The organism is Xanthomonas sp. WHRI 8932A (assembly GCF_035012785.1).
In the GTDB taxonomy this organism is placed as follows: Bacteria; Pseudomonadota; Gammaproteobacteria; order Xanthomonadales; family Xanthomonadaceae; genus Xanthomonas.
The window spans coordinates 79,348-93,275 of record NZ_JAYGQQ010000012.1 but is presented as its reverse complement, the minus strand read 5'-3'; the positions used below and the strand labels follow the sequence as shown (position 1 = coordinate 93,275).

At 64.3% G+C, this 13,928-nt stretch carries 6 protein-coding genes; 1 reads left to right on the top strand and 5 read right to left on the bottom strand.

Annotated features, from left to right (window positions below):
* Positions 1 to 230: 230 nt before the first annotated feature.
* The 5 genes from VC212_RS19235 to VC212_RS19215 form a co-directional block, all read right to left on the bottom strand.
* Positions 231 to 4,076, bottom strand: coding sequence for a LamG-like jellyroll fold domain-containing protein (locus VC212_RS19235; RefSeq protein WP_323526567.1), 3,846 nt, complete (start codon positions 4,074 to 4,076; stop codon positions 231 to 233).
* A gap of 207 nt (positions 4,077 to 4,283) precedes the next feature.
* Positions 4,284 to 5,312, bottom strand: coding sequence for a pectate lyase (pelA, locus tag VC212_RS19230; RefSeq protein ID WP_323526565.1), 1,029 nt, complete (start codon positions 5,310 to 5,312; stop codon positions 4,284 to 4,286).
* Positions 5,312 to 6,289 (bottom strand): pectinesterase family protein, encoded by a 978-nt coding sequence (locus VC212_RS19225; RefSeq protein WP_115526657.1) that lies wholly within the window; start codon positions 6,287 to 6,289, stop codon positions 5,312 to 5,314. The genes pelA and VC212_RS19225 overlap by 1 nt, the downstream gene beginning before the upstream one ends.
* A 13-nt stretch (positions 6,290 to 6,302) precedes the next feature.
* Positions 6,303 to 9,503 (bottom strand): TonB-dependent receptor, encoded by a 3,201-nt coding sequence (locus VC212_RS19220; RefSeq protein ID WP_323526563.1) that lies wholly within the window; start codon positions 9,501 to 9,503, stop codon positions 6,303 to 6,305.
* 184 nt (positions 9,504 to 9,687) lie between these two features.
* Positions 9,688 to 12,468, bottom strand: coding sequence for a TonB-dependent receptor (locus VC212_RS19215; RefSeq protein ID WP_115552486.1), 2,781 nt, complete (start codon positions 12,466 to 12,468; stop codon positions 9,688 to 9,690).
* A 285-nt stretch (positions 12,469 to 12,753) separates the two neighbouring features.
* On the opposite strand from VC212_RS19215, the gene VC212_RS19210 reads away from it, so the two are divergent.
* The gene (locus VC212_RS19210) at positions 12,754 to 13,776 is read left to right on the top strand and encodes a sugar kinase (RefSeq protein WP_323526562.1); all 1,023 of its coding nucleotides are present in this window, start codon (positions 12,754 to 12,756) and stop codon (positions 13,774 to 13,776) included.
* Positions 13,777 to 13,928 lie beyond the last annotated feature (152 nt).

Genomic DNA, 13,928 nt, shown 5'->3' with positions numbered 1-13,928 from the left:
GCGGCTACACTCAGTGCCACGATGCTCCATGCCTTGCTCAACATTGTTTCTTCCCCCTGAAGAAATGTGTGGCTTTGCGGCTGCATTAGATACTGCGTGACTTGATCCTCGCCGAGTTTTTGGGTTGCGTCAATGCGCTTTCGCGAGTGATCGCTGGCTTTATCGGCGTTGCCCTCATCCGCCCTTCGGGCACCTTCTCCCGCGTGCGGGAGAAGGGATTGGTGAGTTGGTTATGGGCTGTTTTTCGTCGTTGGTGCGGTGGTTGGGGTTGGCAGCGACAGCGTATTGTTGAGGCCGGTAATTTCTGCAGCGTTGCCATCGGTGATGACGCGTAGTTGTGCGGTTTTTAGGCCTGCCGCGTTGGGCAGCGGCAGGCGTACCTTCGTGGTGATTGGCTGCAGATCGCGTGGTGCTGCGAGCGCCGGGAACGCGGCTCTTGCCAGCTCCTTGCCACGTGCATCCTCAAGCACCACAAACCCGGCCGGCGCATCCGCGTGCCCGAGGCTGTGCACGGTCACTTCGATGGCGTCTGCAGTCATGCGTACGTCGCCGTGACCGATGCCCAGGTCCGGGCGCAGTTCGACCGGGGTGGTGGCTGCGATGCGTTCGAGCTGCAGGATGGTGGTGCGGGCTGCGGGGAAGTCGATGTCGATGGAGGTGCTTTTTTCGAACGCCACTTCGCGCGTTTTGGCTGGGCTGTCGAGCTTGCCGTCGCCATCGCGGTCCACACCTTGGGTGATACGCCATTGGCCTGGGGCGACGTTCCAGCCGGTCATGCTGGCTTGCTGGGTCTTGCTGGAGGTGTTGTAGGCGATGACGGTGAAGCGGTCTTGCTGGGGTGCGGGGATGGCGATGGCCACTTGCGTGGCAGCCTCTGGATCAGCGAAGCGCCAGCTGACGGTGTGGCCGGGATAGGTTTGATTGCGCTTGAGGGCGACGCCGCCCAGGCGGGCGCGTTGCAGGTTGACCGTGGGGGATTCCACGCGGTCGCTCCACCAGTGGCCTTCGGTGTTCATGTAGAAGTTTTGCAGTTTCTCTCTGGCCTCGCTGCGGTAAATGGCGGCGAGATAATCGAGATTACCGGTTTGCTCCCAGGCAACAAAGTGCGGGAAGTCCGGGGCGCTGCCGTCTTCCTTGTTTGCGGCATCCAGTAGCTTGCCGCTCCAGTCGCTGCGTTTGCCCATGACGTCGAGGAAGTTTTCGTTGAGCAGCGACAGGCCATTGGGGCCGCTGTTGGCGACGCGGTAGTTGATCGGTTTGAGATAGCGCTCGTCGCCGGTGAAGCGGTAGGCGGCCCAGAAGGTGTGCAAGGTGTCGGCGCCGCCGCTGCCTTCGAACAGTTCGCCGCCGCGGGTTTTGCCGGTTTGCCAGTTGATCTCGTTGGGCAGGGCCCAGTTGCCCTTGGCATTGGTGTAGGCATGGGCGAGATAGCCGTCCGCCAGCCCGGTGACGATGCGGCGGCTGTTGGGGTCGGCATTAAAGCCGCCCAGGATGATGGCCGGGTGCACGACAGGAAACGAGTACGGTTTTTGCCATTGCCAGTTGGGCTCGCGGTAGACCTTGCGGCCGCCGAACCAGTTGCTGGCGAACAACAGGTGGCCTTGCGGGTTGACCTGGATGATGGTGTCGAAGGCTTTCACCGTTTCCATCAGGCGCTCGACGGTGCGCGGGTCGCCCCAGTTGAGATACAGCAGGGCGCTATTGAGGTTGATGCCCTCCTCGTAGGAATGCAGCTCGTCGGTTTCGATGGTGGACAGGCCGTTGGTGAACATGCCGTTGCGGTAGTTGGCATCGGACAAGGCGAGCATGGAGGCGTTGAGGATGTCCGGGTCCACGCCCATCAGGGCGACGCCGGGCCATTGCTGCACCAGGTCGGAATCGTCGGAGATGCCGCCGCCGAAATCGCCGTAGGCCACCTGGCGCTGCTCGATCCACCAGCGGATGTAGCGACGCGTGGCGCTGAGGTCTTGCAGCTGCCAGAACGCCCAGGCGGGCACGCCCTTGGGCACGGCGGGCAGCTCGACAGGCAGCGTGCCCTGGTTGGCGTAGCTGATGTCGTTCCAGTACTGGCGGCCGAGGGCGTGGTCCGGGTCGACGCGCAGCAGGTCGGTGATGTCGGCATCCAGCCGCTTGTAGAGCAGCTGGCGCTTGGAGGTGGTGTGTTCTTCCACCAGAAAGCCCCAGTTGTCCTTGACCTGATTGAAGCGGTCGGCGACGTGCTCGGTGATGGCCTCGGCGCGTGGTTTGAACACCAGCTGCAACTGGGTGCCGTCGAGTGCGTTGGCATCGAAGCCGGGCGCTGCGGCGGCGATGCTGAGCATCAGGCTGTCGTTGCTCAAGATGCGGTCGCGCAGGTCCAGCCACAGCGTGCGCGGCTGGCCGGGGGTGACCGCGACCGAGACATCGATCATGTCGCGTGCGGGCCAGATGGGATCTTTGATGCGGATGTTGAGCGGGATGCTGCCGTTGTGGGTGGCCGGCAGGTTCAGCGCCGGCAGGGTGATGGCGATGCCGTCCAGGCCGTCGTGCATGTTTTCCCAGCCGTACGACCAGCTGCGCATCAGCGCCTGGTCTGGCGGCGGGTCGCCCAGGCTGGATGGCACCAGGATGTGCACGATGGGGTGCTGCGCGGTGTTAGCAGTCTTGTCGCTGGAGCGCTTGCGGGCCGGTGCCTTGGTGGGCAACGCGACCACAGTCTGGCGCTCGCTCAGCGGGTAGCGGCCGGCGATGTAGTCGCGCAGCGGGGCGAGGTTGTCGTAGTCGGGCTGGATGTCGCTGCGCACGGTGTAGCTGAGTTGCGCGCTGCCTTTGGGCACCTCGCCCGGTTGCACGTTGTAGGCCCAGAGTTCCTGGATGGGGGTTTCCTGCGCGGTGTTGGCAAAGCGCAGCGTGCCGCCGCGGCGTGGCGCGAACTGGTCCACGCTGCGCACCACGCCTTGCTTGCGCTCGAACAGCGGCTGCGCTGGTGAATTGGGCGCGGCGTAGCTGGCCTGGCCGTAGGCGGCACCGCGCAGCTCGATGCGGTTGACCGGCTCGTCCGGCAGGGTGAGGTCCAGTGCCTTGCCGCCTTCGACGTAGGTGTTCCAGTCGGGCAGCTGGAAGTAATCGTTGCGCCCCGGCAGGCGCGAGCGGTTGTAGACGCCGGGCCAGGTGGTTTCGGCGATGCCGTCGGTGGCCTTCCACATCCATTGCTTGAGGTCGCGCGCGTCGGTGAATTCCACCTTGCGGATGCTGGTGACCAGTGCGTCCAGCACGGGCGGTGCGTGGCCGTTGTCCCAACCGAAACGGTGCAGGAAGGCGGCGCTTTGCGCGGCCTGGGTGGGCGGCTCGGCGGTGCTGGGCTCTTGCAGGCGCGCCAGTGCGGCGGCGCCGTTGGCATCGAGCATGCGGTCGTAGATGCGGATCTCATCGAAATCGCTGCCGCGCAGAAAGTTGTAGCGGCTTTGCACCTGATGCGGCGACATGACGCGGCCGGCGAGGCCGAACTGGTCGAGTGCGGCATCGTAATCGAGCGCGCCCCCGTTGGCGCAGGGTGCACCGCAGTCCACGCGTGCGGCCTCTTTGCCGTCCACGTACAGGCGCACGCCGCGGGTTTCGTCCCAGGCAAAGGCGATGTGGGTCCACGCGCTGGCGCTGGGGTTTTTATCCAGCTTGAAGGAGACGCGGGTGCGCGCGAGATTGGCATCGGTGACGAAGGCGTCGAAGCCGTGGCCGTTCCAGTCGATGCGCAGCCAGGCCATATCCCAGCTGGTGTGGTCGGCGTAGCCGACGCGGAAGATCACGAACGGCGCTTCGCCGACCGGGTAACGCGAACGCCAGAAGAAGCCGAGCGTGCCGCGCTGGGTGTAGAGGTTGCCGGGCGCATTCCACGACAGCACGCCGTCGTCGGCCCATTCGATGGCATTGCCGCGTTTGCCGGTGGGCACCAGCGCGATCTTGTCGCGGAAGTTGGGGACGCGATCGCCGCGGGCCACATCGGCCTCCAGGCTGCGATCGGCCGAGACCCGGAACAGCAACTCCGGGGCCGTGGGGGTGGCCGCACTCACCGGCAGCGCGATCAGACACAACAAACCCATCCAAACCTTCAGCACACGCACCTCGTCTCTTTCAAAACCACTGCCGCACCGCATGCGCGACAGACACTGCAACGTGCCACCGCAACGCAGCACGCGGCGCACGCTTGGCGGCGAGCACGCGGGCCGGCACGTACGAGAGTACATGCCGTGCCTGGGTGCTGCGCGCGCCAGCCTGCGCCGCGTGCGGTGGTGCGATGGCTGCGTCCACTACAGCCCGTTTGCGGCCTTCCACTTGGGAATCTCGTCCTTCAACAACTTGTCCGGCCAGGTGCCATGCCAGGCATAGCCCACGCGGCGTTCGTTGGGCACCTGCATGTAGTCGGTCAAGGCCTTGCCGTCGCGGTTGGCATACAAGGGGCGTTGATTTTGCAGGTCGTAGAAGCGTGCCCATAACGACGCACCGGGTTGCGCGACCAGGATCACGTCCTTGCCGGTTTCCTGATTGGGGTCGTCGATTTTCTTGGTGGCGAGATCGCGCATGCTGTGGGTGTCGAACCAGACACCGGCCGATTGCACCGCGGTCTTGATCTTGGCCGACGGGTTGGGCTGGCGCATCAGAAACCGCACGATGCTCACCGACTCGCTGGACGACAACGAGGCCAGTTCATACGCGCGTGCCTTGGCCGGCTTGAGCGTGACTTCGTCGTACTGCGCGCCCCACACGGTGAGCGTGCTGCCGATCTTGACCTGGGTGGCAAGCACGCATTCCAGGCCCTTGGTGACTGCCTGCACTGCGCGGGCGCCGTGGCTGCTGCGCAGTTGCGCGCCGGTGTCGCCCTTGCCCTCGCCGATGTCCTGCAGCAGGTTGAGCACACGCACCATCGCATCATCGTTGTAGGTGATCTGATGGTGGTAGGACGACAGGTCCGGGTAGAACTGTGGCCAGCCGCCGTTGGCGTACTGCGCCTTGAGCAGATAGTCCACGCCACGGCGTGCGGCAGCGATGTACTTGGCGTTCTTTTCGTTCTTGAAGGCAGTGGACAGGTACGTGATTTCGGACGTGGTCGCCTTGTTGTCGATGGTGGCGTCGTCCTTGCGCCCGGGCTGTTGCAGCTCGGCGATTTCGGCGGCGGTAAAGGTGCGGGTGTAGTCCACCGCCACGCCCTTGTACTGCTTGGACCAACCGCCGGAGGCGGTCTGCAGCAGCAACATATTGTCGGCGATCTTGTCGGCCATGGCCGACAGCGGGGCCAGCAGCAATGCGGTGGTGAATGCGAGTGTCGATAAGCGGATCATCAGAACGGCCTCCAGCTGCCCAGGATGGTGTTACGGTCCAGCGCGGCGGCCTGCGCAGCGGTGAGCTGGCGCGACCACTTCACGCGGCGCGACGGGTTGGCGCCGTTGCCGCTGCTCTGGTATTCGCTGTAGCGGGCAGTCGCCTCGTTGGCGGTGTTGCCCCAGTTGTTCCAGCCCTCGGGCAGGATGTGCGCGCCGAGCTGGCTGCTGATGAAGCTGACGCTGGCATACGGCCGCCACGGGCGCCCGAGGTGCACGCGCGAGACACCGCTGGCCGCGGTGACGCGGGCATTGCGGAACACGAAGCCGCGCGCACTTTCCTGCGGGGTGGAGGCGGCGGTGAGGTAGCCATCGCCCAACGAGTGCAGTTGCACGTTTTCGAACAGCGCGGTGCCGGCGCCGAATACGAAGTCCACCGTGCCTTCGACATAGCAATCCAAAAAGTACGACAGCTTGGCGCCGCGCAGGTACAGCGTGTCCTGGTAACCGAGGAAGCGCACGTTGCGGAACGCAGCGCGATCGCCATCCACACGTACCGCCACCGCCTGCCCCACCGGGCCTGCGTGATTGCCCAAGGCGAGTTTTTCGGCAGTGAAGTCGTTGCCGGCGATGATGACGCTGGACGAGCCGGAGGTGCCGTATTCCTTTCCGGTGGCCGGATTGATGCGCGAGGCGTAGTTGTCGTAGGTGATGATGGTCTGGGTGGGGCCGGCGCCGGTGAGCTTGAGTGCCGGTGCGTTGGACGGCACCACGATCAGTTCCTGGTAGGTGCCGGCGCCGATGTTGATCTGCGCGCGTTTACCGCCCTGTACGGCGGCGTCGATGGCGGCCTGTACGGTGCGGTAGCCGGCGCTGCCCTGCTTGGCCACGGTATAGACCGGGTCGGCGGCCAGGGCCACCGTGCTGCAGAGCGAGAGCCCCGCCAGCATGGCGGTGGCGGCGAGGTTGCGTAACACGATCCTGCGATGCAATTGCATTGCTGTGCTCCTGTTAGAACTTGTAGCGCGCGCCGACGTAGTACTGGCGTCCGGTGACGGTGTATTTGTCCGGCAGTTCCAGCGTGGAATCGACGTAGCGACGGTCGGGGGTGTCGAGGAGGTTGATCGCCTCAAAGGTCAGCGACAGGTGGTCGTTGAGCTTGTAGGACATGTTGAAATCGACGTTTTCAACGCTGTATTTGCCGGTGACATCGGCGGTGACCAGACGCTTGCCGTCCAGGTCGTAGACGTCTTCCTGGGCGAGGATGTTGTTGATGTAGCCATCGCGATAACTGGTGGACACGCGCGCACTGAAGCGGCCGTCGTCGTAATAGACGGTGGCGTTGTAGGACTGCGGCGAGAGGTTGAGCAGGTCGCGCTCGGTGGTGGTGGTGGTGATGCTGGTATTGCTGTTGCCGGCGGTACTGAACAGGTAATTGATCTTGGAATCGACCTGGGTGTAGTTGAGCTGCACGCCGAAGTTGCGCCAGAAGCCAGGCAGGAAATCGAAGGCCTGCTGATACGTCAGCTCGAAGCCCTTGAGCGGGCCGCCAGGCGTGTTGAAGTAGCTCTGCACATTGAAGATAGTGTCCGGGGTAAAGCCTGCGGGCAGCAGATCCAGCGAGTAGCCCATCGCTTCCCAGGTGGTGAGCACGCGGGTGCGCTGCACGTAACTCTGGATGTCCTTGTAGAACACCGCCGCCGACAGCAGCGAGCCTTCGCGGAAATACCATTCGGCGCTGAGGTCGTAGTTGGTGGAGCGGAACGGGTCGAGCTTGGGATTGCCCAGATTGATCGAGAAAAAGCGCCCGTCATCGAAGAACTGGGTGGGGCCGCCGCTGACGCTGGGCGACAGGTAGGCCAGCGTGGGGCGTGCCATGGTCTTGGCCGCACCGAAGCGCAGCACGACCTCATCGCTGACATCCCATGACAGGTTCAACGAGGGCAACACATCGCGGTAGTTGTGATTGACGGTGGTGGGCACCAGCAGGCGCTCGCCGGGGTTGGCGGTGGCGCTGGCCACGCCGAAGAACGACTCGCAGTTGGGCGAGATGGCGCCGGAGGCGGTGGCCGTGCACGGTGCATAGCCGCTTGCGGCGATCTGCGTCTGCACGTAGCGCACGCCCAGGTTGCCGCGCAGCGCGCGACCCCACAGGTCGGTATTGAAATCCAGCTGCAGATACGTGCCCAGGCTCTTTTCGTTGACCGCGAAATTGTTGTTGGACGAGCCGAAATGGCCGACATCGGCCAGGCGGTAATCGCCACCGGGCACGCCGGTATCGCAGTTGCAATTGATGTTGAGCAGGTCGGCGACTTTCTGGAAATCCGGAATCACCCAGGTGGTGGGAAAGTTGCCGTTCAAGCTGCGGCCAAAGCCGTCCAGCGTGGTGTTCAGATCGCCCACGCCCACGCCGGCCGGCAACGCCTGCGCCAGGCGACCATAGGAGACATGGCGCGACTCGGTCGTCTCCATGTCGTAGTTCTTGTAGGCCAGACCGGTGCGGAAGGTGAAGGTGGAATTGATGTTGAATTCCAGATCCAGCTTGGCGGTGTCGAAGGTATTGCTGACCGACTGCGGATTGAGCCGCACTTCGCTGATGTTGGTGCCGCGCGCGGTGCCATTGCTGTTGACCGGCACCGCGCCATAGCCCAGCCACTGCCAGTTGTTGGGGTCGGCGGCGTCGAACGGGAACGTCATGCTGGGGTAATCGCCACCATTACGCCGGTCGAGCACGAAACCGTCGAGGTTGGTGTTGTCGAAGCTGACCAGCGAGAACACCGGGCGCTCGTAATCGGAAGTGGAATGGCCAACCAGTGCAGTCATGCGCACCTGGTCGTTGAAGCGGTGCGCCAGGTCCAGGTTGAACTGCTTGAACTCGGTGGATTCCTCGATGGTGCTGGATTCGGTGCGGTAGTCGACGTTGTCGAACACGCCGTAGGTGAGGCGGTTCTGCTCGTCCACCTGCGCTTCGCGTACCGCAATCTGGGTCTTGCCGCCGAAGTTGGCGGTGCGGTGCAGGTTGGCGCCAACCGAATCTTCGCGCTGGTCCTTGTCCAACTTGGAATACAGCAGGTCGACGTTGAGCAAGGTGTCGTCGCTGAACTTGAATTGCAGTGCGCCAGTGACACCGAGCCGCTTGATCTCATGATCGGTGCGGATATAGCGCGGGTAGCGCGGAATCCAGGCATCGGTGGCGGTTTCGTAGGCCTGGATGTTTTCGGGCGTATTGGCCGGGCGCGCTATGCCGGTGCCGCAGCTGGTGGCACTGATGCCGTAGCTGCCCCAGCCGTTGTTGCGGTCCTGGTTGGCCTGCGAGCCCACGCCAGCGCGGGTTTCATTCGACAACGGGTTGCGCGGGGTCTGGGGGTTGTAGCCCACTGGCGAGCAGAACCCGTAGGTGCCGTTGTTGGTGGCGGTGCTCTGGTTGGAGTTGCGGTAGTTGCCGTGCTCCCAGCGCACCGGGTTGTAGCCTTCTTCGCGCAGATGGCGCTCGCTGTAGGACACCGACATCAATGCGCCGACGCGACCATCGGCCCAGATGTTGCTGATCAGGCCGGAGAAGCGCGGGTCTTTTTCGCGCGAGAGATCGTTGTAGCCGTATTGGGTGGACGCAGCGGCTTCAAAGCCATCGAAGTCGAACGGGCGCGAGCCACGCAAATCGACGGTGGCACCCAATGAGCCTTCGTCCATCTGCGCCGACTGGGTCTTGCTGATGGTGACGCGGCTGAACAATTCGGAGGCAAAGGTATTGAAGTCGAAGCCACGGCTGCGGTTGACGCCATCGCTGCCGCTGCCGGCGGTGGCCAATGCTTCCAGCCCGTTGATGCGCACGCGGGTGAAATCCGAGCCCAGGCCGCGCACGGAAATTTGCTTGCCCTCGCCGCCTTCGCGGTCGATGGAGACGCCGGCGATGCGCTGCATCGATTCGGCCAGATTCAGATCGGGAAACTTGCCGATGTCTTCGGCATAGATCGCATCCACCTGCTCCACGCTATAACGCTTGGCGTCCAGCGATTGCTGCAGGCTTTCGCGGTAGGTGGCCTTGACCTGCACACGGTCCAGATCCACCGGATCGGTTGGCGTGGTGGGCGGACCGACGGTTTGCGCGGCAGCGCCGACACCGTGCAGGGCCAACACGATGGCCACCGACAGACGCGCGGCGGACAGGCGGGCGCCTGCCGCGTGGGCAGGACGACACGAACGGGCTTGCATGATGCGGCTCTCTCCCTGGCACTGGCTGCAAAGACGCGCTCAGCCCCCCAAGGCCATCGGCGTCGCACGAAACATCTCGCCCACCGCGTTGCATGCGCGCCCGAAAAACCGGGCGCAAGACGTCATCGCGATCAGGCGTTGGAATCAGGCCCGCTGCGCGTGTGCGCAGCGGGCGGACACGCTTTTAGAACTTGTAGCGGGCGCCGAGCAGGAACTGGCGACCGGTTTCACCGTATTGCAGCGGCAACTGGCCGGTGCGCGGCGAGGACACCCACTCATCGGAGGCTTCGTTGGTGAGGTTGATGCCTTCCAGGCTCAGCTCCAGCTGCTTGCTGATCTTGTAGCGCAGCGAGGCGTCGATCATGGTGGTGCCGGTCATGCCGTGCACGCCATCGACGTTGAAGCCGGCTTCGGAACCCGGTGCCTGGGTCAGGTAGTCGTCGCGGTTGGTGGCCGACACGCGCCCTGCGAAGGATTCGCCTTCGTAGAACAACGTGGCATTCCACGACGAGCGCGACAGCCCGAGCAGATCGTTCTTCATCACCGGCGCGCCGCTGCTGGCCAGGTACTGGATCTGCGAATCGACCCAGGTGTAGTTGAGCTGCACGCCCAGGTTGGCCCACTTGCCCGGCAGGAAGGTGAAGGGCTGGGTGTAGTTGGCTTCCACGCCCTTCAATTCGCCGCCCGGGGTATTGAGCGGGATGCTGAAGGCGAAGTCGTCGTTGACGGTGGCACCGGTGCCGTCCAGCAACGAGGCCGGCAGGCCGCTGCTGGAATACGGGCGCACTTCGCGCGCGGTCTGGATGAAGCTTTCGATGTCCTTGTAGAACAGGCCGACACCGACCATGGCGCCTTCGTTGAAGTACCACTCCAGGCCGAGGTCGACGTTAGTGGCTTCGATCGGGTCCAGATCCGGGTTGCCGCCGGCCACGGTGCGCGACCCGCCGGCCACGGCCACGGTGACGCCGGGGGTGAGGCTGCCCAGGCCGGGACGGCTCATGACCTTGGCCGCACCCAGGCGCAGCAGCAGGTCGGGCATCAGCTCGGCGACCAGATTGAACGAGGGCAACGTGTTGTTGTACTTGCGGCCCACGGTGGTCTGCGTCGGGATGTTGTTGATCAACGCGAACCCGGTGGACTCCTGCTCGGTGCGCACGTAACGCACGCCGAAGTTACCCGACAGCGGGATGGACCCCAGGTCGGTGGAGAACTCGCCCATCAACCACACGCCGCGGTCTTTTTCTTCGACGCTACGGCTGTTGTTGACGCGCGGAGCCACTGCAAAGGTGCCGCTGTTGCTGTAGATGCCGAACTGATCGGCCACCGCATCCAGGTTGGGCACGACCCAGGCGTTGGGGCTGCCGTTGATGCCCTTGAGCCCGGCCTGTTCGGTCAGGTCTGCCGGCACGATGGTGGTGCCGTTGGCGAAGTTGGGCACGGCCAGCTCGTTGGCGCGGCGCAGCTCGACGGTGCTGAAGGTGTAGTTCTTGGCCAGCACGCCGCCCTTGAGGCGGAAGCCGGGGCTGACGTTCCAGTTGAAGTCGATCTGCCCGGTGTCGAAGTCGTTATCCACCGACTGCGGGCGCAAACGGATTTCGGCCAGCTCCCAGCCATTGGGATTGGTCGGGTCGATGCCGTAGTTCAGCACCGGCGCGCGGTTGTTGCCGCGGTAGTCGTAGCTGTACCCGTCGACGTCGTACTTGTCCATGATGATGGTGGTCTGGATCGGGTTCTCGTGCGCAGAGCGCGAGGTGCCCACCCGGGCATTGACGCTGAAGGCATCGTTGAAACGATGCTCCATGTCGAAGCTGATCTGCTTGAACTCGGTGTTCCACTCGTCGTGGCGGTTTTCGGTACGGATGTCGACGTTGTCGAATTCGCCGTAGACCAAGGCGTTGTTGCGGATTTCGCCGTTGCGCACGATGGTGGCCGGCTTGCCGTCGCGCACTGCACGACGCGGGGTGAGTCCGTCGCGGTTGCGGCTGAAGGAGATCGCTTCGATGTAATGCTCGTCGCGCTTGGCGTCGATCTTGGAATACAGCATGTCCAGCGACAGCGTGGTGCGATCGGACGGCTTCCACTGCAGCGAGCCGGTGATGCCCAGGCGCTGCTGGTCGTGGATCTGCTGGGTGTAGCGCGGGAAGCGCGGGTGGTAGACATCGGCCGAGCGCGCGGCGGCGAACGGCGAGGTGGCGCTGAAACCGCCGTTGCTGGTGCCATTGGCCCAGCGGCCGGTGTTGGAACCTTCTTCCAGCACTTCGCGCTCGGTGTAGGCCACCGACAGCAAGGCGCCGAAGGTGTTGTCGGCCCAGGTATTGGCGATCAAGCCGGCCACGCGCGGGTTGGCCTTTTCGGCCATCGCGTTGTAAGCGGCCTGGGTGCTGGCAGCGAAGGTGAAGCCGTTGTAGTCGAACGGACGCGCGGTGCGCAGGTCGACAGTGGCGCCCAACGAGCCTTCTTCCACATCGGCCGAGGCGGTCTTGCGCGCGATCAGCTGCGAGAACAGGTCCGAGGCGAACACGTTGAAGTCGAAGCCGCGGCCGCGGTTGGTGCCACCGCTCTGGTCGCCGGCGCCCACGGTGGTGAGCGCTTCCATGCCGTTGATGCGCACGCGGGTGAACTCCGGGCCCAGACCACGCACCGAAATGGCGCGGCCTTCGCCGGCCTCACGGGTGATCACCACGCCGGGGATGCGCTGCAGCGATTCGGCCAGGTTGAGGTCGGGGAACTTGCCGATGTCCTCAGCGACAATCGCATCGACCACGCCGGCTTCGCCGCGCTTGATGTCCAGGGCCTTTTCCACCGAGGCGCGATAGCCGGTCACCGTGACGGTGTCCAGGTCCACGGCCGGTTCTGCAGGCGCTTGGGTGGTTTCTTGTGCTGCCAGGTGGCCGCTCAGCGCCAGGCCGATCGACAACGCCAGCAAGGTAACCGGTGTCTTCCGGTTGGTGGTCCGAAATTGCATGTCCTCCCCTCCCAAGGGTCCATGAACAATGTGAAATGCGGGGGTGTGAGCGGCAATGACACCGCTGGTCAAAACGACGTTACCAGCTGAATCGTCGTTCAACATCTTGCAGCGCAGCAGAAAACGTCATCATATTTGCCCTAAAGGGGTGCAAGCGGTCGCTTCAGGTCGCATCATGACGCTCGCCCGGCAGGTTTGCTGCCGGCTAGAATGACACCGATGGTCATCGTAACGCGCCACCGGTCCCCCACCCTGTGACGCACCACACAGCCGAGGTACTACCGCATGAGTCGAGCCCGCATCCTGTGTTTTGGAGAGTTGTTGCTGCGCCTGGGGGCGCCTGGTCACGAGCTGCTGTTGCAGCAGCCGCGACTGGACGTGCATTGCGGTGGTGCAGAAGCCAACGTCGGCGTGTCGCTAGCGCATTTCGGCCACGACGTGGCCATGGTCAGCACCGTGGCCGACAACCCACTGGGTGCAGCGGTACTCGGCGAGCTGCGCAGGCATGACGTCGATACCAGCCATGTGCGGCGGGTGGATGGCCGCATGGGCCTGTACTTTTTAACCACCGGCGCGATCCATCGCCCCAGCGAAGTGGTCTACGACCGCGCCGATTCGGCGTTTGCGCTGGCGTCCGCCGATGCCTACGACTGGCCGCGCCTGCTTGAGGGTGCGCAATGGCTGCATCTGTCCGGGGTGAGCCCGGCGCTGGGCGCCGACGTCGCGCAGGCCACGCTGGCGGCAGCGCGCGCCGCGCGGGCGGCCGGGGTCAAGGTGTCGTTCGACGGCAACTACCGGCCCAAGTTGTGGCAGCGCTGGCAGGGCGATGCGCGCGGCATCCTGCATCAGCTGTTCGACTGTGCCGATGTGGTGTTTGCCGACTACCGCGATATCGGTGTGGTGCTCGGTGGCGAGTTCCCGCAGGACACGCTGGAAGCGCGTGTGGAAGCAGCCGCGCAGCAGGCGTTTGCCGCATTCCCGCAGCTGCAGTTGATGGCCTGCACGCAACGCGTGGCGCATAACGTGGACCACCACAGCCTGGGCGCGATGCTGGTGCCGCGCGAGGGCGCGGTGGCGCGCGCGCCCAGCGAAGAACTCACCCCCATCATCGACCGCATCGGCGGTGGCGATGCGTTTGCCGCCGGCGTGCTGCACGGCCTGATCGCAGGCTGGTCGCTGGACGACACGGTGCGCTTCGGCCTGGCTGCCGGTTGTTTGAAGCACTCGATTCCCGGCGATTTCAATCCGCTGTCGGTGGCCGATGTGCAGGCGTGCGTGGGCGATGCGCGGTTCGATGTGAAGCGGTGAATCGGGAATCGGGAATCGTAAGAGCTGAAGCTGGTCGCCTCATCGGTTGAAACGCTGCAGCGCATGAAGCGCGCCGCGGCGCGAACGGATCAAGAGCGGCTAACGAAACTGCTGGGCGGCCATGAGGTCGCCCGCTGCATCTGTTCCCCGCT

Bases quoted from the DNA above. Each gene is read 5' to 3' on its own strand.
- VC212_RS19215 (WP_115552486.1), bottom strand. From the start codon at position 12,468: ATGCAATTTCGGACCACCAACCGGAAGACACCGGTTACCTTGCTGGCG.
- VC212_RS19225 (WP_115526657.1), bottom strand. From the start codon at position 6,289: ATGCAATTGCATCGCAGGATCGTGTTACGCAACCTCGCCGCCACCGCC.
- VC212_RS19235 (WP_323526567.1), bottom strand. From the start codon at position 4,076: ATGGGTTTGTTGTGTCTGATCGCGCTGCCGGTGAGTGCGGCCACCCCC.
- VC212_RS19220 (WP_323526563.1), bottom strand. From the start codon at position 9,503: ATGCAAGCCCGTTCGTGTCGTCCTGCCCACGCGGCAGGCGCCCGCCTG.
- VC212_RS19210 (WP_323526562.1), top strand. From the start codon at position 12,754: ATGAGTCGAGCCCGCATCCTGTGTTTTGGAGAGTTGTTGCTGCGCCTG.
- pelA (WP_323526565.1), bottom strand. From the start codon at position 5,312: ATGATCCGCTTATCGACACTCGCATTCACCACCGCATTGCTGCTGGCC.